General features: G+C 70.3%; 19 protein-coding genes. 10 read left to right on the top strand and 9 right to left on the bottom strand.

The window, feature by feature from the left end:
- Positions 1–97: 97 nt before the first annotated feature.
- The 5 genes from tilS (at position 98) to EHO50_RS25730 (ending at position 5992) form a co-directional block, all read left to right on the top strand.
- Positions 98–1297, top strand: a complete 1200-nt coding sequence (gene tilS, locus EHO50_RS25750) for a tRNA lysidine(34) synthetase TilS (RefSeq protein WP_128433593.1) — start codon at positions 98–100, stop codon at positions 1295–1297.
- A gap of 75 nt (positions 1298–1372) precedes the next feature.
- Positions 1373–1933, top strand: a complete 561-nt coding sequence (gene hpt, locus EHO50_RS25745; protein ID WP_128434015.1) for a hypoxanthine phosphoribosyltransferase — start codon at positions 1373–1375, stop codon at positions 1931–1933.
- Positions 1934–2140: 207 nt separating this feature from the next.
- On the top strand, positions 2141–4180 hold the full coding sequence (gene ftsH, locus EHO50_RS25740) for an ATP-dependent zinc metalloprotease FtsH (protein ID WP_128433592.1): 2040 nt from the start codon (positions 2141–2143) through the stop codon (positions 4178–4180).
- A gap of 147 nt (positions 4181–4327) precedes the next feature.
- Positions 4328–4933 (top strand): GTP cyclohydrolase I FolE, encoded by a 606-nt coding sequence (gene folE, locus EHO50_RS25735; protein ID WP_128433591.1) that lies wholly within the window; start codon positions 4328–4330, stop codon positions 4931–4933.
- A gap of 198 nt (positions 4934–5131) precedes the next feature.
- The gene (locus EHO50_RS25730; protein ID WP_246101437.1) at positions 5132–5992 is read left to right on the top strand and encodes a hypothetical protein; all 861 of its coding nucleotides are present in this window, start codon (positions 5132–5134) and stop codon (positions 5990–5992) included.
- An 11-nt stretch (positions 5993–6003) separates the two neighbouring features.
- Here EHO50_RS25730 and EHO50_RS25725 read toward each other — a convergent pair whose 3' ends face one another.
- The 6 genes from EHO50_RS25725 to EHO50_RS25700 all read right to left on the bottom strand — a co-directional run bounded on the left by EHO50_RS25725 (position 6004) and on the right by EHO50_RS25700 (position 11171).
- Positions 6004–6492 (bottom strand): DUF3180 domain-containing protein, encoded by a 489-nt coding sequence (locus EHO50_RS25725; protein WP_128433590.1) that lies wholly within the window; start codon positions 6490–6492, stop codon positions 6004–6006.
- Positions 6493–6553: 61 nt separating this feature from the next.
- A complete protein-coding gene (gene folK / locus EHO50_RS25720) occupies positions 6554–7165 on the bottom strand; it encodes a 2-amino-4-hydroxy-6-hydroxymethyldihydropteridine diphosphokinase (RefSeq protein ID WP_128433589.1) in 612 nt (203 codons plus the stop codon).
- Complete coding sequence (folB, locus tag EHO50_RS25715; protein WP_128433588.1) at positions 7162–7521, bottom strand: dihydroneopterin aldolase; 360 nt, start codon at positions 7519–7521, stop codon at positions 7162–7164. Before folB ends, folK begins: the two co-directional genes overlap by 4 nt.
- 282 nt (positions 7522–7803) lie before the next feature.
- On the bottom strand, positions 7804–8307 hold the full coding sequence (locus EHO50_RS25710; protein WP_128433587.1) for a nuclear transport factor 2 family protein: 504 nt from the start codon (positions 8305–8307) through the stop codon (positions 7804–7806).
- Positions 8304–9230 carry a dihydropteroate synthase gene (gene folP / locus EHO50_RS25705; protein WP_128433586.1) on the bottom strand — a complete coding sequence of 309 codons (927 nt, stop codon included), beginning with the start codon at positions 9228–9230 and terminating at the stop codon, positions 8304–8306. Before folP ends, EHO50_RS25710 begins: the two co-directional genes overlap by 4 nt.
- 108 nt (positions 9231–9338) lie before the next feature.
- Entirely contained in the window at positions 9339–11171 is a 1833-nt protein-coding gene (locus EHO50_RS25700; RefSeq protein WP_128433585.1) for a phosphatidylglycerol lysyltransferase domain-containing protein, read from the bottom strand.
- Positions 11172–11416: 245 nt separating this feature from the next.
- On the opposite strand from EHO50_RS25700, the gene EHO50_RS25695 reads away from it, so the two are divergent.
- The gene (locus EHO50_RS25695; RefSeq protein WP_128433584.1) at positions 11417–12535 is read left to right on the top strand and encodes an alpha/beta hydrolase; all 1119 of its coding nucleotides are present in this window, start codon (positions 11417–11419) and stop codon (positions 12533–12535) included.
- A 179-nt stretch (positions 12536–12714) separates the two neighbouring features.
- Positions 12715–14136, top strand: a complete 1422-nt coding sequence (locus EHO50_RS25690) for a hypothetical protein (RefSeq protein ID WP_164904939.1) — start codon at positions 12715–12717, stop codon at positions 14134–14136.
- A gap of 37 nt (positions 14137–14173) precedes the next feature.
- Here the strand turns inward: EHO50_RS25690 and EHO50_RS25685 are convergent, their stop codons facing one another.
- A complete protein-coding gene (locus tag EHO50_RS25685; protein ID WP_128433583.1) occupies positions 14174–15508 on the bottom strand; it encodes a PH domain-containing protein in 1335 nt (444 codons plus the stop codon).
- A complete protein-coding gene (locus tag EHO50_RS25680) occupies positions 15505–16053 on the bottom strand; it encodes a PH domain-containing protein (protein ID WP_128433582.1) in 549 nt (182 codons plus the stop codon). Before EHO50_RS25680 ends, EHO50_RS25685 begins: the two co-directional genes overlap by 4 nt.
- A gap of 31 nt (positions 16054–16084) precedes the next feature.
- Here EHO50_RS25680 and EHO50_RS25675 point away from each other — a divergent pair, with 31 nt between their 5' ends.
- Positions 16085–17236 carry an NADH-quinone oxidoreductase subunit D gene (locus tag EHO50_RS25675; RefSeq protein WP_128433581.1) on the top strand — a complete coding sequence of 384 codons (1152 nt, stop codon included), beginning with the start codon at positions 16085–16087 and terminating at the stop codon, positions 17234–17236.
- 16 nt (positions 17237–17252) lie between these two features.
- Here the strand turns inward: EHO50_RS25675 and EHO50_RS25670 are convergent, their stop codons facing one another.
- Positions 17253–18347: an SAM-dependent methyltransferase gene (locus tag EHO50_RS25670; protein WP_128433580.1), complete on the bottom strand. Its 1095-nt coding sequence runs from the start codon at positions 18345–18347 to the stop codon at positions 17253–17255.
- A gap of 118 nt (positions 18348–18465) precedes the next feature.
- Between EHO50_RS25670 and EHO50_RS25665 the strand changes: the two genes are divergently transcribed.
- Together EHO50_RS25665 and EHO50_RS25660 are read left to right on the top strand one after the other, a co-directional pair.
- Positions 18466–19677 carry a sensor histidine kinase gene (locus EHO50_RS25665; protein ID WP_128433579.1) on the top strand — a complete coding sequence of 404 codons (1212 nt, stop codon included), beginning with the start codon at positions 18466–18468 and terminating at the stop codon, positions 19675–19677.
- 98 nt (positions 19678–19775) lie between these two features.
- Positions 19776–20447 (top strand): response regulator transcription factor, encoded by a 672-nt coding sequence (locus EHO50_RS25660; RefSeq protein ID WP_128433578.1) that lies wholly within the window; start codon positions 19776–19778, stop codon positions 20445–20447.
- The last annotated feature ends 71 nt before the right edge of the window (positions 20448–20518 follow it).

Raw genomic sequence — 20518 nt, 5'->3', positions numbered from 1 at the left:
AATGCTCGGGGAACGGCCCGGTTCTGTCACCATCTACACACTCTGAGTGACCGACCTCGGGCTCACCCCCCGACAATTTCATGAAGGGAACCGGACAATGGGTCCCCATCCTGCGGTCGCGGCGATACGCCTGGCGGTCCGCCGCGTCCTCCACGACATCCTCATCGAACACAACCGCACCGACGCTCCCGCGCCCAGCGCGTCACGCGCGACCTCGCACGAGATCCCGCACATGACGCCGCACATGACGCCGCCCGTGGCGCTGCCCGTGGCGCTGCCCGTGACCTCCACCGGCGCGTACGTCACGGCGCGCGAGCCGTCGTACGAGCTCCCCGGCCAGGCCCCGCAGGAGCCCCCGCGCGCTGCCCCGCACGAGCGACCCCCCTCCCCGCTCGTGCTCGTGGCATGCTCCGGCGGCGCCGACTCCATGGCCCTCGCCTCCGCGCTCGCCTTCGAAGCCCCCAAACTCGGCATCCGCGCCGGCGCCGTCACCGTCGACCACGGTCTGCAGCCCGGCTCCGACGTGCGCGCCGAGGAAGTCGTCCTGCGCATGCGCGAACTCGGCCTCGACCCGGTCGAGTCCATCGCCGTGACCGTCGGCCGCCAAGGCGGACCCGAGGCCGCAGCCCGTGACGCCCGCTATGCCGCCCTCGACGCCGCGGCCGTCCGCCACGGCGCCGTCGCCGTCCTGCTCGGCCACACCCGGGACGACCAGGCCGAAACCGTCCTGCTCGGCCTCGCCCGCGGCTCCGGCATCCGCTCCCTGTCCGGAATGGCCGCGGTCTCGGGGGCCGGCGGCCGCTACCGGCGCCCTTTCCTCCAACTCGACCGGCAGACCGCCCGCAAGGCGTGCATGGTCCAGTCCCTCCCGGTCTGGGACGACCCCCACAACTCCGATCCCGCGTACACGCGGTCGCGGTTGCGCCAGGAGGGCCTGCCCGCCCTGGAGAAGGCGCTCGGCAAGGGCGTCGTGGAGGCCCTCGCCCGCACCGCCCAGCTCTCCCGCGACGACGCCGACGCCCTCGACGCCTGGGCCGGCCAGGCCGAGGCCGCCGTACGCGACTCGGCCGGCCTCCTGGAGTGCGCCAAGCTGTACGCCCTCCCGCCCGCCGTGCGCCGCCGGATCCTGCGCCGCGCCGCCATCGAGGCCGGGGCCCCCGCCGGTGCGCTGTTCGCCCGCCACATCGAGGAAGTCGACCGCCTGATCACCGGCTGGCGCGGCCAGGGAGCCATCAATCTCCCCGGCAAAGTCGTCGCACAGCGCCAGGGTGGCAGACTGGTGATTCGGCAAGGCTGAAATCCGGACCCTCCCACCGGCCCTCGAGCGGGTCGTGAGAGCGGCACGGACCGGCCGGTGGGACGACCGAAAGTGATGCGGGTGGACGCGAAAGACATGGGTGCCGAGCTCCAGCAGGTGCTCATCACCAAGGAAGAGATCGACGCGAAGCTGGCCGAGCTGGCCGCGAAGATCGACGCGGAGTACGAGGGCAAGGACCTGCTCATCGTCGGCGTCCTCAAGGGCGCGGTGATGGTCATGGCCGACCTCGCCCGGGCGCTGTCCACCCCCGTCACCATGGACTGGATGGCCGTGTCGTCGTACGGCGCCGGCACCCAGTCCTCCGGTGTCGTGCGGATCCTCAAGGACCTCGACACCGACATCAAGGGCAAGCACGTCCTGATCGTCGAGGACATCATCGACTCCGGACTGACCCTGTCCTGGTTGATCAACAACCTCGGCTCCCGCGAGCCCGCCTCCCTGAAGGTGTGCACGCTGCTGCGCAAGCCGGACGCCGCCAAGGTCGCCATCGACGTGGAGTGGGTCGGCTTCGACATCCCCAACGAGTTCGTCGTCGGCTACGGCCTCGACTACGCCGAGAAGTACCGCAACCTCCCGTTCGTCGGTACGCTCGCGCCCCACGTCTACGGCGGCTGAGGCCGACGGTCCGCACCGCCGGACCCGAAGGGCCCAAGCGCCGTACGAAGATCGGGAACCCCGGCGGGCCTCGCGCCGTTGGAGCATGCAGACGGGCTTGCCAGCCGTCCCGTGCGGCTACGGTCGTCGAAGCTGGGGTACCGTCAGAAGAACTGTCTTATCAAACTCACTATGGCAGGAGGGACGGGGCGGCACCGCTCCGTATGGATGGACGTGAAGCGATACTTCCGTGGGCCGGTCATGTGGATCGTGCTGGCCGTCCTTGCCGTGGTCGTGTTGATGCAGGTCGTCGGCTCGTCCGGCGGCTACAAGACGGTGGACACCGGCCAGGTCGTCCAGGCGATCAACGACAACAAGGTCGAGTCGGCCAAGATCACCACCGGCGACGAGCAGATCATCAAGGTCCAGCTCAAGGACGGCGAAAAGGTCGAGGGCGCCACCAAGATCCAGGCGAGCTATATCGGCGACCAAGGCGTGACCATCGCCAGCACGCTGCAGAACAAGTACCAGGACAAGCAGATCCCGGACGGCTATACGGTCTCGCCGTCCAAGCAGAACCCGTTCGTCGGCATCCTGCTCTCCCTGCTGCCCTTCGTCCTCATCGTGGTTGTCTTCCTGTTCCTGATGAATCAGATGCAGGGCGGCGGCTCCCGGGTCATGAACTTCGGCAAGTCCAAGGCGAAGCTCATCACCAAGGACACCCCGAAGACGACGTTCTCGGACGTCGCCGGCTCGGACGAGGCGGTCGAGGAGCTCCAGGAGATCAAGGAATTCCTCCAGGAACCGGCGAAGTTCCAGGCCGTGGGCGCCAAGATCCCCAAGGGCGTACTGCTCTACGGGCCTCCTGGCACCGGTAAGACGCTCCTCGCGCGCGCCGTCGCCGGCGAGGCGGGCGTCCCCTTCTACTCGATCTCCGGTTCCGACTTCGTCGAGATGTTCGTCGGTGTCGGTGCCTCCCGAGTCCGTGACCTGTTCGAGCAGGCCAAGGCGAACGCCCCGGCGATCGTCTTCGTCGACGAGATCGACGCGGTCGGCCGCCACCGCGGCGCCGGCCTCGGCGGCGGTCACGACGAGCGCGAGCAGACCTTGAACCAGCTGCTCGTCGAGATGGACGGCTTCGACGTCAAGGGCGGCGTGATTCTCATCGCCGCGACGAACCGGCCCGACATCCTCGACCCGGCCCTCCTGCGCCCCGGCCGCTTCGACCGCCAGATCGCGGTCGACCGCCCGGACATGCAGGGCCGTCTGGAGATCCTCAAGGTCCACCAGAAGGGCAAGCCGGTCGCCCCGGACGTCGATCTGTCGGCGGTCGCCCGCCGCACGCCGGGCTTCACCGGCGCGGACCTGAGCAACGTCCTCAACGAGGCCGCGCTGCTCACGGCCCGCTCGGACAAGAAGCTGATCGACAACCACATGCTGGACGAGGCCATCGACCGCGTCGTGGCGGGCCCGCAGAAGCGGACCCGGATCATGTCGGACAAGGAAAAGAAGATCACCGCGTACCACGAGGGCGGCCACGCCCTGGTCGCGGCGGCTTCCCCCAACTCCGACCCGGTCCACAAGATCACGATCCTGTCGAGAGGCCGCGCGCTCGGCTACACGATGGTGCTCCCGGACGAGGACAAGTACTCGACCACGCGCAACGAAATGCTGGACCAGCTGGCCTACATGCTGGGCGGCCGCGCGGCCGAGGAACTGGTCTTCCACGACCCGACCACGGGTGCCGCGAACGACATCGAGAAGGCCACGGCCACCGCCCGCGCGATGGTCACGCAGTACGGCATGACCGAGCGTCTCGGCGCGATCAAGTTCGGCGGCGACAACACCGAGCCGTTCCTCGGACGTGAGATGGCTCACCAGCGCGACTACTCGGAAGAGGTCGCCGCGCTGGTGGACGAGGAAGTCAAGAAGCTCATCGAGAACGCGCACAACGAGGCCTGGGAGATCCTGGTCGAGAACCGCGACGTCCTCGACAACCTCGTGCTTCAGCTGCTGGAGCGGGAGACGCTGGGCAAGGAGGAGATCGCCGAGATCTTCGCCCCCATCGTCAAGCGTCCGCCCCGGCCCGCCTGGACCGGTTCCTCGCGGCGCACGCCGTCCACCCGTCCGCCGGTGCTCTCCCCGAAGGAGCTCGCACTGACGAACGGCGCCAACGGCGCGACGCCGGCGATCAGCACCGCGAAGTCGACGGCGACGGAGCCCGCGCCGGCGACCGAGCCGGCTCCCGAGGAGCGCCCGGAGAGCTGACACCCCGGCCCCGGTGACGCCACCGGCCCGGAATGGATGCCGCGCCCCCCTGGTTTTAGCCTGGGGGGCGCGGCATTTTGGTATGTCCGCAGATCAGACGCGCACGTGGCCCACACGCGCGCGACCCGCACAGGAACGAGGCACCACATGACTGACCCCGTGACGCTGGACGGCGAGGGCTTCATCGGCGAGTTCGACGAGAAGCGAGCCGAGAACGCCGTACGCGAACTGCTGATCGCGGTCGGCGAGGACCCGGACCGCGAGGGGCTGAAGGAGACGCCGGCGCGAGTGGCACGGGCTTATCGGGAGCTTTTGGCGGGGCATACGCAGGAGCCCGAGGATGTCCTGACTACTACGTTCGATATCGGGCATGACGAGATGGTCTTGGTCAAGGACATCGAAATCGTATCTTTGTGCGAACATCATATGTTGCCGTTCCATGGTGTGGCTCACATCGGGTATATCCCGGCGGAAAGTGGAAAGATCACGGGCCTGTCGAAGCTTGCGCGGCTGGTTGAGGTGTTTGCCCGCCGCCTGCAGGTGCAGGAACGACTTACCACACAGATCGCCGACTCCCTCATGAAGATCCTCGAGGCCCGGGGCGCGATCGTCGTCATCGAGGCCGAGCACATGTGCATGTCGGTGCGCGGTATTCGCAAGCCCGGCGCCAAGACCACGACGTCTGCGGTGCGCGGTCAGCTTCGGGATGCTACGACCCGGGCCGAGGCAATGAGCCTGATACTGGCGCGCTGACCTGATTGTCAGTGGCGCCCGATACCGTCCTTGATCAGTGGGAGTCGCTGATCAAGGGGGATTGCGGTGGGGTATGGGCTGCCCAGCAAGCAGACGGTGAATGGGGTTGGCGGGCGCTTGCAGGCGCGGAATGTCCGAGTGGGCTGTCGACTCTGGACGTTGGATGGGGTGCGCACAGTCCAGACGACAGTTACTGAGGTGGTGACGGTCAAGGTCCGTGAGGTCGTGGACGTTGTGACCGACCACCTGACGTTCACTGTGGCGCCCGATCAGATGCTGGGAACGCCTGATGGGTGGGTCCACGCGAGAGACACGGAAGGAACCGTTCTCGCCTGGACACACGCGCGGAAGTTGTGTCGCGAGCGGTTGACCATCAAACCGGGCTACGAGTTCGGTTACATGCTCGGGGCGAATTGCTCGGATGGGACAGTCGGCAAGAACTACGTATCGCTGGTGGTCAACGACGAGGGTTTCGCCTTGCGCTTTGCGGCGTGCCTAACCGCAGCAACCGGGTTGCCCGCTCGCCTGGAAGCAGTCACGCGTCCCTCCGGCTACCTTCAGCGGGACGCGCCTGGCTTCCGCGTGCGTGTCGTCTCGTCGTACTTGGCTGACCTGATGAGGCAGTACGTGGGTGGGGACGCGCATCATATGCGGCAACGGTTTCCTCGCGTTGTTCTCCGGGACAGCGAGACGTTCGAAGGCTTTCTCGACGGCTACACGGACGGGGACGGATTCCGTCCGAAGACCTGGGCCGCTCGCATGCTCGTCAGCTCCAATGCGGCGTTTCTGTCCGAGTTGGCACAAGTGGTTGGCGCAAAGTTCACGCCCCGGGGCAACGGGCTGGCCTCGCACCTGGTCGTAGCCGACAGTTGGCCGTCACGAGGAACGTTCAAACCCGAGCAGCATCCGCTGGGACTCGCCGAGGCGACGTGGGTCGAGGTGCGGGACGTACGGCTACGCAGGGCCGAAAGCCCGAAACCGTTCACCCTCTACAGCTACCGTCTGGATCCCTACCCGGGTTTCCTGGTCAATGGCCACCTAGCACGCCAGCCCTGGTAAACCCAGCAGCGTCACACCGTCGGCGCCGCCCCCGCCCCGTTGTGCTCGTCGTCCTCCGGGAGCTTGCACACGCGCTCCAGGAAGATGGCTGCCGCTATGACACCGATGCCGGCCACGACCGAGAAGCCGGCGTAGATGGCCTGGTCGCGGCGGGCGGGGATGTCGAGGAGTTCCAGGAGGAAGACGCCCGTGCCGCCGTACATGCCGGCGACGAGGGCGGCGACCAGGGCGCTGGCCTGACCGAAGACGACCGCGCGGGCGGCCATCAGGGGGTCGACGCCCTTGGCCTCGGGCCGGCGTTCGCGTTGGGCCTTGAGGCGGGCGCGGATCGACAGCGCCGTGGCGAGCAGGACCACGGCGATCACGGCGAGGACGATGGGGGCGGCCAGGGGGACGCTCGGAAGAGTCCCGATCGAGTTCCAGAGGCGGGCGCCCGCCCAGGACAGGACTCCGGCGACGAGGAAGATGCCCGCCAGCATCCTGATGCGCAGCTCTCTCACAGTGTCCCTTCAGCTCCCCCGGATCCCCACGGACTGTGGTCGATCGTCTTGACCTTAACGACTACTCGGGCAGCCGGAGTTCCAGGTCCCTGCGCGCTTCGACGCCATGGCGCGTGATGCCGGCCAGGAGGTCGGCCACCGGGCCGCGGCCCGGAAGCTGTGCCTGCGGCTCGACGTCGTGCCAGGGGGCGAGGACGAAAGCGCGTTCGTGGGCGCGCGGGTGGGGGAGGGTGAGGGTCGGGTCGTCGGAGACGACGTCGGCGTACGAGACGATGTCGACGTCGAGGGTGCGGGCCCCCCAGCGCTCGTCTCGTACCCGGTGGAAGGCCTCCTCGACCGCGTGCGCGCGCTCCAGCAGGGAGGACGGGGGGAGCGTGGTCTTGAGGACCACGACCGCGTTGAAGTAGGACGGCTGGCTTCCCGGCTCCACGCCCCACGGCTCCGTCTCGTACACCGGGGAGACCGCCTTGATGCGGACGCCGGGGGTGTCCTCGAGCGCGTCGATGGCGCCCTGGAGGGTCTCCAGGCGGTTGCCGAGGTTGGAGCCGAGGGAGATCACGGCCCGTTTCGGGTTGTGGAGGGTGGTGTCGGCGGCGTCGACCTTCTCGACGACGGAGGCGGGTACCGGCTGTACGGTCGGGTCGCTGTGACCCTCGGTGAAGAACGCGGTCATACTCGGCTCCGGGTGATGGTGACGGTCACGTCGTCGAAGGGGACCGTGATCGGCGCGTCCGGCTTGTGGACGGTGACTTCGACCTCCTGGACCCCTTCGTGCTTCAGGCAGGCCTGGGCGATGCGCGCGGCGAGTGTCTCGATGAGGTTGACCGGCTCGCCCTCGACGACGGCCACGACCTGCTCCGCCACGATGCCGTAGTGCACGGTCTTCGCCAGGTCGTCGTCGGCAGCGGCCGGCCGGGTGTCCAGGCCGAGGACGAGGTCCACGACGAAGGTCTGGCCCTCTCTGCGCTCCTCGGGGAACACACCGTGGTACCCGCGGGCCTTGAGGCCGCGCAGCGCGACACGATCCACGCGAATCACTCCTGCAATCGTCGGTGACGGCCGGTCCGTGTCGCGTGCGGGCTCCACACCGGCCTCGAACGAATCTACCTGCGGGCACTGACAGGGCCGGGCCACGGGGGCGTGGGTCCGGTCCGGGGCCAGGAGGATTCATCGAGTGTTTCCCCTGGGGAACCCGGCGGCTCACGGCTTGGTAGCCGCGCCTACCCGCAGGCGCGTGATTCCAACCACTCCTTGGTCCCGGCGGGGCCACGCAGGCCCTCTTGCGGGTGGCCCTGTGGGGTGCCTACCCGCTCAGGAGGGGGTGTCGTCGCTCTCTTCCTCGTCGTTTTCGGCCAGAACGGGCGAGGCGTGGTGCGACCAGATCTTCCAGCCGTCGGGTGTGCGGCGGAACACGTTCGTGGCGACCACCAATTGGCCCACGAGCGGGCCGAGCTCCTCCCCGCCCTCGGGGGCGGGGCCGCCGCTGAGGATGTTCTCGGTGCAGTTCACCAGGGCGGTGTCGCCGGTGACCGAGACGTGCACGTCGGTGAGGAAGAACTGGATGTAGTCGGTGTTCGCCATGATGAGCGCGTACGACCTGAGGACCTCGCCGCGTCCGGTGAGCACCGGCCAGCCGGGGTGCACGCAGGAGATCACGCCGGCGTCGGCCGGGTCGTGGTACGTCTCGTCGATGCCCAGGTCGGACGGGGTGAGCCAGAGCGAGGACAGCTTTTCGAAGTCGCCGCTCTCCAACGCCTCGTAGAAGGCGGTGTTGGCGGCCTCCACCTGCTCGACGTCGGTGTGGGGGGCGCTCACCGGGCTCCTTCAGAGTCGTGCGCGCGGCTGTGGTCGGCGTTCGCGCCGGGCGCGTTCTCGGCTTCACGCGCCTCCTCGATCGCGTGCGCGACGCGCACCGCGTCCGCCGTGGCGCGCACCTCGTGCACGCGCACCGCCCACGCGCCGGCCTGCGCCGCGAGCGCCGAGACGGCGGCCGTGGCGGCGTCGCGCTCACGGGCGGGCGGCGGTGCGCCCTCGGGCCCTGCGAGGACGCGGCCGAGGAACCGCTTGCGGGAGGCGGCGACGAGGAGGGGGTGGCCGAGGGCGAGGAGCCGGTCGAGGTGGGCGAGGAGGACGAGGTCGTGCTCGGCGTCCTTGGAGAAGCCGAGGCCGGGGTCGACGACGATGCGGTCGGGGGCGATGCCGCCGGCCAGCACGGCCTCCACGCGCGTGTGGAGCTCGTCGACGACTTCGGCGACGACGTCGTCGTACACGCCCTTGACGTTCCCGCCCTGCAGGAAGCCGCGCCAGTGCATGACGACGAAGGGGGCGCCGGCGTCCGCGACGACCGGGATCATCGCGGGGTCGGCGAGGCCGCCGCTGACGTCGTTGACGATGGCTGCGCCGGCGGCGAGGGCCTGTTCGGCGACGGAGGCGCGCATGGTGTCGACGGAGATCGTGACGCCCTCGGCGGCGAGGCCGCGGACGACGGGGACGACGCGGCGCAGTTCCTCGGCCTCGTCGACCCGGGTGGCGCCGGGGCGGGTGGACTCGCCGCCGACGTCGACCAGGTCGGCGCCTTCCTCGACCAGGGCGAGGCCGTGCTTGACGGCGGCCGTCGTGTCGAACCAGCGGCCGCCGTCGGAGAAGGAGTCCGGGGTCACGTTGACGACTCCCATGACCGCGCACCGGTCCCACTGCGGAAGGCCCGTGACGTGCCCGCGTCCGCTCTGCTTGCTCATATGTTCAGCGTAGGCCCATGGCAGTGCCGGGACGTGCGGTGGCCCGAGCGGGAGCCCTGGGGTGGGGGTGGGGTGGGCTGCCGCTCGGGCCGGTCCTGGAGGGCCGCGTCACGCCGCGCGGACGTCCCGTTCCGCCACCGAGTGGGGACACGGGCGCGGGGCGGTCGTACGGCGGCGCAGGAAGCGCGGCAGCGGCAGGGCGAGGTTGACGAAGCCCTCGGCCTGCATGGCGGCGAAGCCGAGCCGGGGCAGGTCGCCGGAGGCGCGGTAGACCACGAAGCGGGGCTCCCAGCGGGGCTGGAACTTGGCGTTGAACTTGTACAGGGACTCGATCTGGAACCAGCGGGAGAGGAAGACGAGCAGCCCGCGCCAGGCGCGCAGCACCGGACCGGCGCCGATCTTCTCGCCGCGTGCCAGCGCCGAGCGGAACATCGCGAAGTTGAGGGACACGCGCGCGATGCCGAACTTCGGGGCGGCTTGGAGTGCGGCCACGATGAGCAGTTCGTTCATGCCGGGGTCGGCCGCGCGGTCGCGGCGCATCAGGTCCAGGGAGACCCCGTCCGTGCCCCACGGCACGAAGTGGAGGATCGCCTTGAGGTCGCCGTACGGCCCCGGCTCCTCGTCGGCCTTGTGGGCGGTGGCGATGAGACAGTCGCCGTCGGCCGGGTCGCCGACGCGGCCGAGCGCCATGGAGAAGCCGCGCTCGGTGTCGGTGCCGCGCCAGTCCTCGGCGGCGCGGCGGATGCGGTCCAGCTCGGCCTCGCCGAGGTCACCGATGCGCCGTACCCGGGTCTCGTAACCGGCGCGCTCGATGCGCTTGACCATCTGGCGCACGTTGCGCATCGCGCGGCCGGCGAGCGAGAAATCCGGGACGTCCACCACCGCCTCGTCGCCCAGTTCGAGGGCGTCGAGTCCGGTCTCGCGGGTCCACACCTCGGCGCCGGTCTCGGAGCAGCCCATGACGGCCGGGGTCCAGGAGTGGGCCTTGGCCTCGTCCATGAAGCGCTCGATGGCGCCGGGCCAGGCCTCGACGTCGCCGATCGGGTCGCCGCTGGCGAGCATCACGCCGGAGACGACGCGGTACGTCACCGCCGCCTTGCCGCTGGGCGAGAAGACGACCGCCTTGTCGCGGCGCAGCGCGAAGTGGCCGAGGGAGTCGCGGCCGCCGTGCTTGACCAGCAGGGCACGCAGGCGTGCCTCGTCGTCCTCGGTGAGGCGTGCGGCGGGGTGTTCGGGGCGGAAGGCCAGGTAGATGGTGGTGACCGCCGTGATCCAGCCGAGGGCGCCCAGGGAGAAGGCGACCGTCCACGAGGTGTTGCCCTGGTAGTCGACGGGGCCCTCGAAGCCGAACAGGCCGTAGATGACGTGCGCGATGCGGTCGGCCAGGCTCGGGTCGCCGACCAGGGTCTCCGGATGGGCGCTGACGATGACCAGCCCGAGGGCGAGGGAACCGGCGCTCATGAGGACGAAGTTGGCCAGCGCCCGCCACCTGCTGCGCGGGTCGGGCAGCGCCGCGAACTGGTCGCGGTGGCGCAGCAGCGCCGCGAGCAGCACGAGCGAGATGACCACGCCCACGAAGGAGTGGCGGTACGTGAACTGCGCGACTGCTCCGGCCGGCAGCAGGACGACGGCTGCGCGCCACGCCCGCCGCTTGCCGCGCTTGAGGCCGTGCGCGAGCAGGAGCAGCAGCACGCCCGCGCTGAGCGACAGCGCGGCCGCGAACGGGCCCGTCGAGCCCGGCAGCACCTCGGCGATGGCGTGCATACGGCTGTGCCGGAAGCGCGGGAAGACGCCCGCGGCGATGTCCAGCAGGCCCACCAGGGCGCAGGCCCTGCCGACGAGAACGGGAACGGCTTCGGGGCGCGGGCCGCGCAGCACGTGCCGTACGCGGCTCGACAGATCCCTTACCTGGCTCGATCGTTGAGGAACCTTGCCCGACATTTCCACATCTGTCCTGACAGACATCGCATCCCATAGTTCTGCGAGAGACCTTGGATCCGGTGCCGATTCGGGCATCCGGCGACATTGCGCCCTCTAGGACGGTGTCTCGAGGGGAGAGGTTCACTCGGCTCCCCAAAACCGTTTCAAAGGCCAAGGAAAGTCCGGGGCAAGCCCTTGCGAAGGAGCGGGGGAGGCAGCGCACAGGAAGCGCGAACCGGGCGGAAAGTGCGGACAGGTAAACATCGATGGGTCTCACGAGCGGCAAGGTGCTGGCGCTGGCGGTCATGGCTGCCGTAGGGCTGTTCGTCGGCACGGTGTGGCTGTGGCCACGACTGGCACGGCGCGGCTGGCGGAACGTGAGCGGCCGCGTCGGGCTGCTGCTCTCCACACAGTTGATGCTCTTCGCGGCGGTCGGTCTCGTCGCCAACCAGGCATTCGGGTTCTACGCCAGCTGGGCCGACCTGTTCGGGCAGGAGACCGACCAGGGCGTCGTCGTGGACCACACGCCGACCGGCGGGCCGCTGGAGGTCGTCGACACGCGGCGGGTGCCCGGGGCGGCCAGTGCCCGGCCGGACATGGGCGGGCAGATCCAGAAGATCGGCATCGTGGGCCGTACGACGCACATCGCGACGCCCGCGTACGTCTATCTGCCGCCGGAGTATTTTCAGCCGCAGTACCGCACGCGTACGTTCCCGGCGGCCGTCGTTCTCACCGGTTATCCGGGTACGGCCCAGGCGCTGGTGGACAAGCTCGACTATCCGCGTACCGCCGCGAGGCTTGCGCAGGACGGCCGTATGCAGCCGATGATCCTGGTGATGATGCGGCCGACCGTGGCACCGCCGCGGGACACGGAATGCGTGGACATCCCGGGCGGCCCGCAGACCGAGACGTTCTTCGCCAAAGATCTGGTCGATGCCGTGAGCGGCCAGTACCGGGTGGGCAGGAAACCGGGCAGCTGGGGCATCATCGGTGACTCCACGGGCGGCTACTGCGCGTTGAAGCTCGCCATGCACCATCCCGGGGTGTACGCCGCCGGTGCGGGGCTTTCCGCCTACTACAAGGCGCCGATCGACCCGACGACGGGCGATCTCTTCCACGGCGACAAGGAACTGCGCAATCGCGCGAACCTGTGGTGGTACCTCAAGCACATGCCCGCGCCGGACACTTCACTGCTCGTCAGCAGCAGCAAAGTTGGAGAATCCAACTACAAGGCCACGTTGAAGTTCATTGAGCGCGTGAAGGCCACGAAGCTGACGCGGATCTCGTCGATCATCCTGGAAAGCGGAGGGCACAACTTCAACACCTGGCGGCGGGAGATTCCGGGGACCCTGGAGTGGATGAGCGGGCGGCTGAGCGGCAGGTGACTCGACCGGTGACGTGGCCGATGAAGTGGCGGGTGAAGTGGCCGTCGGGGCTTTGTGATCTTGGTTCTTGGCCAATTCGGTGTCGGATCTGATTCCTGATGCTGTGTGAACGACTGGGATGGCTGTGTTTTTGCGGGCCGGGGCAACAAGATTCGCCTACGCGCGGTAAGTTTCTGGCCATGCCACGTGGACGTCACCGTCATTCCCCGCCCCTGCACAGGCTGCTGCCCCCGTCGGCGATCGCAGGCGTCTCCGTCGTCTGCGCGCTCGCCCCCTGGGTGTTCACCGAGCCCGTGGTGCTGCGCGGCCTTGCCGCGGCCGCCGCGGCGACAGCGGTCGTCGGCGCGGTCGTCATGCGCCGCTGGGACACGCAGGCGGGCAAACGGGTCGCCGACCTCACGCGCGCGCGTGCGAGCGACGAGTGGCGGTACGAGGAGCGGGTCGCCGAGCTGGAGACCGACCTCGAGGAGTCGCGCGAGCTGCGCGTCAAGCTGGAGCAGCGGCTGCGGGCCAAGCGCACGGAGCTCGCGGGGCTGCGCAACGAGCACGCGGCGCTGCTGCGTCGGTACGCCACGGCGGAGGCCGACCGGGCGAGCGTCCTGGAGGAACGCCGGGTTCTGGAGATAGAGGCGGCCACGCCCGCGCGCGCGTTGCCGCCGGCGCCGGTCGCCGGTGCGGCTTCCGCCGCCGCGGAGGGGGCTGTGGCTGCCCCGGACGAGGCGGAGGACGTGGACACCGAGGCCGCGGAAGCGTCGGCGGAGACTCCGGCCATCTTCTCGCCGGAGGGCTCCCGGCTGTTCCTGCGGGCCGGAGCTGCGTTGGCGCGGTTCGACAGGGACGGGTTCCAGGGGACGCCGGAGGGAGACGGTCCGGACGGTCCCGGGAAGACCGGGGACGGCTCGGTGGAGGACAGCGAGTCCTCGAAGGACGAGTCTCACGGCAACGAGAACCCCGTCAACGAATCCCACGGCATCGAGACGTCGAAGAACGAGAACTCGAAGAGCGAGCGCTCGAAGAACGAGAACTCGAAGAGCGAGTCCTCGAAGAACGAGCCGCCGAAGAACGATCCCCCGAAGGGCGACGGTCCCTCCGACGACGAGTCGGTGGAGGCCGGTTCGGGCGCCGTCGAGGCAACGGTCACCGGCGGGTCCGAGACGGAGCCCGCGCTGGAGGACGAGGCGCAGGGGAAGCCCGAGGCGGTCGACGGGCACGAGCGCGCGGCCGCCACCCCCACGGCAGGCGCGGTCGCCGAGACCCAGCCGGCCCTGCCCCCGGCCCGGCAGCCCTCGGGGCACTTCATCGCGCCGACCGCGGTGGCCGTTGTACCGGCGACGCCCGTACGGCGTGCGGCGATCGAAGGTGGCTTCGACTTCTTCGGTACGAAGCAGGGGGCGGCGCCCTCCGCGTTGGAGTCCGTCCAGAACGAGGACCTCGCCGACGTCGTCGGCCAGGAGGCCCTCGCCCTCCACAAGGCCGAGTCCGAGGCCGACTTCAAGCCGGCCGACGAGGAGTCCCGGGGCATCGGGCAGGTCATCGACCTGACGGCTCATGACGAGACGGAACAGATCGACGTGCAGGGGTTGCGGAGCGCGGTTTCCTGACGATCACTCGGTCACGCACGCTGTCACGCAGGGACGCTCAGGCCATCCACCGATCCGGCCGGGCGTCCCTGCGCCCCGTGCGTGACCGCTCCGCCTGCCCCCGCAGCAGCTCCGCCGCCTCCCCGGTGTCCCGCAGACGGGCGGTCACCGTCTTGTTGGCCCCGGTGTCCACGCGTACGTCGGCGACGCCCCACAGCCGCTCCCAGGGGCCCTGAGCCAGCCGTACGCTCTGGACCTTCGCGTGCGGCACCAGGGCCAGGCTCCGCCGGAAGAGGCCGGTCCGGGCGGCGAACACCGCGTCCGTGACGGCCAGGCCGTATCCGCGCCACCACACCGGCACGCACCGACCCGCCCGCCGCGGCGGACGTGACAGCGACGCGCGCGGCGGCACCGTCACCCCGGGCAGCACGCGCGCGACGACCGATTCGGCGACCTCGCGCGGGGCGACCGGAAGCAGGACCGAGTTGGACGAGCCCGCCACGTCCAGTTCCACCCGCACCCAGCCGCGCCGCCGCCACAGCAGCGGCTCGACGATCCGTACGGTCTGGACGCGGCCTGGCGGCACCGTCTCGTGCGCCCGGTCGAGCAGGCCGTGGTCGAGGCGCAGCCCGTCCGGTGACTCGCCCACCGTCCAGTCGTACTCGGCGACGAACCGCCCCACGCTGCTCGCCCCCGCCGCGCCGAACAGCGGAACCGCGGTCGCGAGGACCGTCCACGGGCTTTCCGTGGCCAGCCAGAGGATGGTCGGTACGACGATCGCGGCGGCCAGCGTCGCCCAGGTGGCGCCGGTCAGGACGAGTGAGACGGCCAGCACGCCCGGTGGCACGCGCAGCAGCTCCTGGGACGGCGCCTCGCCGACCTCGTGCGCCGTCTCGGGCGCGAAACCGGCGGCGCGCGCGAGGAGTTCCGCGCGGAGCGCACGCGCCTCCTCCGCGCCCAGGAAGGCGAGTTCGTCCTTCTTGTCCGCGCCTATGACGTCGAGTTTGAGCTTGGCGACGCCCGCCACGCGCGCGAGCAGCGGCTGGGTGATGTCGACGGCCTGGATGCGTTCCAGCCGGATGTGCGCCGTGCGCCGGAACACCAGGCCGGTGCGGATGCGCAGTTCGGTGTCGGTCACCGCGAAGTGCGTGAACCACCAGGTGAGGAAGCCGTACAGGGCGGCCGCGGGGACGAGCACGGCGAGCGCGAGCAGAAGCGTGGTGGTCGTCAGCCTGGTCAGCTGGCGCTGAGCCTGGTCGGGGTCGTGCACCGCCCAGCCGATGAGCACGGCGACCGGCGCCCACGCGCGCCTGAGCGGCGTCACGGGGTGCAGCCGCCGGTCGGTCACGGGTCGCTGCTCGCGTATGGCGTCGTCGACGCCGGGCGTCGTCACAGCCCCGCCGAACGGGCCTCGCCCAGCTCGGTGAGCCGGTCGCGCAACCGTTCCGCCTCGGCCGGGTCGAGGCCGGGGATGGTCGCGTCGGTGGCCGCGGCGGCCGTGTGCAACTGCACGCTGGCCAGGCCGAAGTGCCGCTCCACGGGGCCGGAGGTGACCTCGACCAGCTGCATCCGGCCGTATGGCACGACCGTCTCCTCACGCCACAGCACGCCCCGGCTGATCAGCAGGTCGTCGGCGCGCTCGGCGTACCGCCACGAACGCCAGTTGCGGCCGAGCATCACCCAGCCCCATGCCATCAGGGCCAGCGGCAGCAGCGCGAAGGCGGCCCAGCCGGGTCCGACCAGCAGCCCGAGCAGCAGGGCCAGGCCGATCGTCAGCAGCCCCAGCCACACCACCAGCAACAGCCGCCGCATCTTCAGCAGCCCCGGGGGCAGCCCGGTCCACCCTGGCTCGGCCCCGGCCTGCTCGGCCTCCATTTGCTCGTCCCCCACCCGCTCGTCTCCCGCCGTCCCCGTGTGCTCCGGGCTCCCCGTCTCCATGGGGCCAGCGTACGTAGGGGAGACTGTGTCCATGACTCCTACGACGGAGACCATGGTCGGTATCGGCGGCGCCGCGGAGAGCACCGACATGGTGCTCAACATCGGGCCCCAGCACCCGTCCACGCACGGCGTGCTGCGCCTCAAGCTCGTCCTGGACGGCGAGCGCATCACGCACGCGGAGCCGGTGATCGGCTATATGCACCGCGGTGCGGAGAAGCTGTTCGAGGCCCGCGACTACCGCCAGATCATCATGCTCGCCAACCGCCACGACTGGCTGTCGGCCTTCTCCAACGAGCTGGGCGTCGTCCTCGCCGTGGAGCGCATGCTCGGCATGGAGGTGCCCGAGCGGGCGGTGTGGACGCGGACGCTGCTCGCGGAGCTGAACCGGGTGCTCAACCACCTGATGTTCCTGGGGTCGTACCCGCTGGAGCTGGGCGGGATCACGCCGATCTTCTACGCCTTCACCGAGCGCGAGGAACTCCAGCACGTCATGGAGGAGGTCTCCGGTGGGCGGATGCACTACATGTTCAACCGGGTCGGCGGCCTGAAGGAGGACTTGCCGGCCGGCTGGACCACGCGTGCGCGTGCCGCCGTCGCCGATGTGCGCTCGCGCATGGACCGGTTCGACGACCTGGTCCTCGGCAACGAGATCTTCCGCGGGCGCACGCGGGGCGTGGGTGTCCTCGCGCCGGAGACCGTGCACGCGTACGGCGCGAGCGGGCCGATCGCGCGCGCCTCGGGCGTCGACTTCGACCTGCGCCGTGACGAGCCGTATCTCGCCTACGGCGAGCTGCGGGACGTCCTGAAGGTGGTGACTCGCGAGGAGGGCGACTGCCTCGCCCGGTTCGAGTGCCTGCTGGAGCAGACCCACAACGCCCTCGACCTCGCCGACGCCTGCCTCGACCGGCTCGCCGGGCTGCCGCCCGGGCCGATCAACCAGCGGCTCCCCAAGGTCCTCAAGGCGCCCGAGGGCCACACGTACGCGTGGACCGAGAATCCGCTCGGCATCAACGGCTACTACCTCGTCAGCAAGGGCGAGAAGACCCCGTACCGGCTCAAGCTGCGCTCGGCGTCGTACAACAACATCCAGACGCTGGTCGAACTGCTGCCGGGGACGCTGGTCGCCGACATGGTGGCGATCTTGGGGTCGATGTTCTTCGTGGTGGGGGACATCGACAAGTAAGCCCACGTTCGACGGCTCAATCCGCCAGTACGTCCGGAATCCCGACCGGCTGCACCAGCCACCCGAAGTCCCCCAGCCCGCCCTTCGCGGTGAGCTCGGCGGCTTCGCCCGCGCTTGCGAGGGCTCGTACGTACTCGGCCGGCCGCGTGGAGGCCAACTCGAGCGGGGGGCGTGCGCCCGTGATGCCCAAGGCGCGCAACGCGTCACGTTGGGACAACAGGCGCGCGCCGGGTAGCGCACACGCCGTCGCGCACGCGTCCAGCGCGACATGCGCGGTGATGTCGCACGACCCGTCCGGCACGGGCGCCGTCTCGCGCCCCTCGCGGAAGCCGGTGAGCGTCCCGAAGGGCGGCCGGGCGTGCGCCGTGTGCGCGTAGTCCACGGCGACCGCGAGCCCCCGGTCCAGTGTCGCGACGGCGCCGGACCAGGCCTCGTCCCGCGGCAGCCCGATCTCGGCCCGCAGCCCTTCCACGCCCGGTGCATCCTCCACGCCCGGTGCATCCTCCACGCCCGGTGCGTCCTCCACGGCCCGCGCCCCCTCCGAGGCCCGTGCACCCTCCGCGCGCCCCGGCGGCCACCATCGCGCGAGCCACTCCGCCTCCGCCCCGGCGACCGGCTCCCCGAGGCGCTCGGTCCCGTCCCGTCGTACGAGAACCAGGCGCGGTACGCCCGTCGGGTCCACCTCCGCGACGTCGACGGGGACGTTGTCCAGCCACTCGTTCGCGAACAGCAGGCCCTGGAGCCGCTGAGGCGGCTCCGGCAGCCACTCGATCCGGTGATCCAGGGTCTCCGGCCGGTCGGCGATCTCGACGGCGTACGCACGCGTGCGTGCCGCCACCTCGGCGGGGAGGGCGGCCAGTACGCGGGTGACCAGCTCGCCCCGCCCCGCACCCATGTCGACGAAGCCGAGCGAGGCGGGCCGGCCCAGGGCCTCGTCGACCCGGCACAGCAGCCGGGCCACGGCACCGGCGAAGAGGGGCGACGCATGGACGGACGTACGGAAGTGGCCGGCCGGTCCCTCGGGGCGGCGGTAGAAGCCGTCCGGCCCGTAGAGGGCGGCTTCCGCTGCCGCGCGCCACCCGAGCCACTCGTCCGTCGCCTCTGCTGTCACCGGCCCAGGCTAAGCGCACAGGGGAACGCAGCCTCCACCTTGCGGAGTACGCGCGCGTGATGCGGATCGGCCCTCCGGTTGACCCCTGCACGCATCTCGCTTCCCTACGCTGGGTTACGTGCAGCGCCTCTATGACTTCCTCCGCCGGCACCCGACATGGGTCGACAGCTTCTGGGCCGTCCTCCTTCTCGGGATCTCCGCGATGGTCGAGGCCGTCCGGATGGAGGCGGCGGAGGCTCCGGGCACCGACTCCCCGGCGGCCATCGTTCCGGTCGTCGTCCTGCTGTGCCTGGTGATCGCGTTGCGCCGGCGCATGCCGGAGAAGATGCTGCTGCTGGCCATCGGCGTGGGAGTGGCGCAGCTGGCGCTCGACGTGGCGACGACGCCCGCCAACTTCGCCTTCCTGGTGATCACCTACACCGTGGCCGTGACCGGCGCCCGCTGGGCCTCCAGGCTCTCGCTGGCCGTGTCCCTGTTCGCGGCGCCCCTGGCGCAGGTGCGCTGGCCGGAGAGGGACTCGAGCGTCCTGGGCACGGTGGCCCTGATGATCTTCATGACGGTGCCGTTCGTGCTCGCCTGGGTGCTCGGCGACTCGATCCGCACCCGCCGCGCCTACTACGAGCAGCTCGAGGAGCGCGCGACCCGGCTCGAAAAGGAGCGGGAGGCGCAGGCCAAGGTCGCGGTCGCCGCCGAACGCGCCCGGATCGCGCGCGAGCTGCACGACGTCGTCGCGCACAACGTCTCGGTGATGGTGGTGCAGGCCGACGGCGCCGCCTACGTCCTCGACGCCGCCCCCGACCAGGCCAAGAAGGCTCTGGAGACCATCTCCTCCACCGGCCGCCAGGCCCTCGCCGAGATGCGCCGCCTGCTCGGGGTGCTGCGGACCGGCGAGCACCAGGAGGGCGGCGAGTACGTCCCGCAGCCCGACGTCGAGCAGATCGATGACCTCATCCAGCAGTGCCGCACTTCCGGCCTGCCGGTCGACTTCAAGGTCGAGGGCACTCCGCGCCCGCTGCCCAGCGGCGTCGAGCTGACGGCGTACCGCATCGTGCAGGAGGCGCTCACCAACACCCGTAAGCACGGCGGGCCGAACGCCGGCGCGAGCGTGCGCCTGGTCTACTTCGACGACGGTCTCGGTCTGCTCGTCGAGGACGACGGCAAGGGCGCCCCGCACGAGCTGTACGAGGAGGGCGGCGCCGACGGGCAAGGGCACGGCCTGATCGGTATGCGTGAGCGGGTCGGCATGGTCGGCGGCACCCTGGACGCGGGGCCGCGCCCGGGCGGAGGATTCCGCATCAGTGCGCTGCTGCCGCTCAAACCAGCACACTGACGCCTGAGCATGCCCATCGTTGACACCTGTAACGCACTCGTAGAACGCCTTGTACAACGCCCTGTAGACGGATACGGAAGACACGGAAGAGGACCCCGATGACGATCCGCGTGATGCTCGTCGACGACCAGGTGCTGCTGCGCACCGGGTTCCGGATGGTGCTTGCCGCCCAGCCGGACATGGAGGTCGTCGCGGAGGCGGGCGACGGCGTCGAGGCCCTCCAGGTGCTGCGCTCGACCCCCGTCGACGTCGTGCTGATGGACGTGCGCATGCCGAAGTTGGACGGTGTGGAGACCACCCGCCGCATCTGCTCGGAGCCCGAGCCGCCCAAGGTGCTGATCCTGACCACCTTCGACCTCGACGAGTACGCCTTCTCCGGGCTGAAGGCGGGCGCCTCCGGCTTCATGCTCAAGGACGTGCCGCCGGGCGAGCTCCTCGGCGCCATCCGCTCCGTGCACAGCGGCGACGCGGTGGTGGCCCCGTCGACGACCCGGCGCCTGCTGGACCGGTTCGCGCCCATGCTGCCCTCCAGCGGCAAGGAGGCCCAGCACAAGGAGCTGGAGCGGCTCACCGACCGCGAGCGCGAGGTCATGGTGCTCGTCGCGCAGGGCCTGTCCAACGGCGAGATCGCCGCCCGGCTGGTCCTGTCCGAGGCGACCGTGAAGACCCACGTCGGCCGCATCCTGACCAAGCTGGGCCTGCGCGACCGCGTACAGGTGGTGGTCCTGGCCTACGAGACGGGGCTGGTCCGGGCCGGCGGGCACGGTTGAGTCGAGCCTGGCGGGCACGGGCGAGTAAGCCTGGCGGGCACGGCTGATCACAGCCCGGCGGGCATGGCTGA

The sequence above is a fragment of the Streptomyces cyaneus genome (genome assembly GCF_004028635.1).
GTDB classification, from domain to species: domain Bacteria; phylum Actinomycetota; class Actinomycetes; order Streptomycetales; family Streptomycetaceae; genus Streptomyces; species Streptomyces cyaneus.
This window is presented reverse-complemented; position numbering and strand designations above follow the sequence as displayed.

Coding starts and splice junctions, on each gene's coding strand:
- tilS (WP_128433593.1), top strand. CDS start 98: ATGGGTCCCCATCCTGCGGTCGCGGCGATACGCCTGGCGGTCCGCCGC.
- hpt (WP_128434015.1), top strand. CDS start 1,373: ATGCGGGTGGACGCGAAAGACATGGGTGCCGAGCTCCAGCAGGTGCTC.
- ftsH (WP_128433592.1), top strand. CDS start 2,141: ATGGACGTGAAGCGATACTTCCGTGGGCCGGTCATGTGGATCGTGCTG.
- folE (WP_128433591.1), top strand. CDS start 4,328: ATGACTGACCCCGTGACGCTGGACGGCGAGGGCTTCATCGGCGAGTTC.
- folK (WP_128433589.1), bottom strand. CDS start 7,165: ATGACCGCGTTCTTCACCGAGGGTCACAGCGACCCGACCGTACAGCCG.
- folP (WP_128433586.1), bottom strand. CDS start 9,230: ATGAGCAAGCAGAGCGGACGCGGGCACGTCACGGGCCTTCCGCAGTGG.
- EHO50_RS25700 (WP_128433585.1), bottom strand. CDS start 11,171: ATGTCGGGCAAGGTTCCTCAACGATCGAGCCAGGTAAGGGATCTGTCG.
- EHO50_RS25695 (WP_128433584.1), top strand. CDS start 11,417: ATGGGTCTCACGAGCGGCAAGGTGCTGGCGCTGGCGGTCATGGCTGCC.
- EHO50_RS25690 (WP_164904939.1), top strand. CDS start 12,715: ATGCCACGTGGACGTCACCGTCATTCCCCGCCCCTGCACAGGCTGCTG.
- EHO50_RS25680 (WP_128433582.1), bottom strand. CDS start 16,053: ATGGAGACGGGGAGCCCGGAGCACACGGGGACGGCGGGAGACGAGCGG.
- EHO50_RS25675 (WP_128433581.1), top strand. CDS start 16,085: ATGACTCCTACGACGGAGACCATGGTCGGTATCGGCGGCGCCGCGGAG.
- EHO50_RS25660 (WP_128433578.1), top strand. CDS start 19,776: ATGACGATCCGCGTGATGCTCGTCGACGACCAGGTGCTGCTGCGCACC.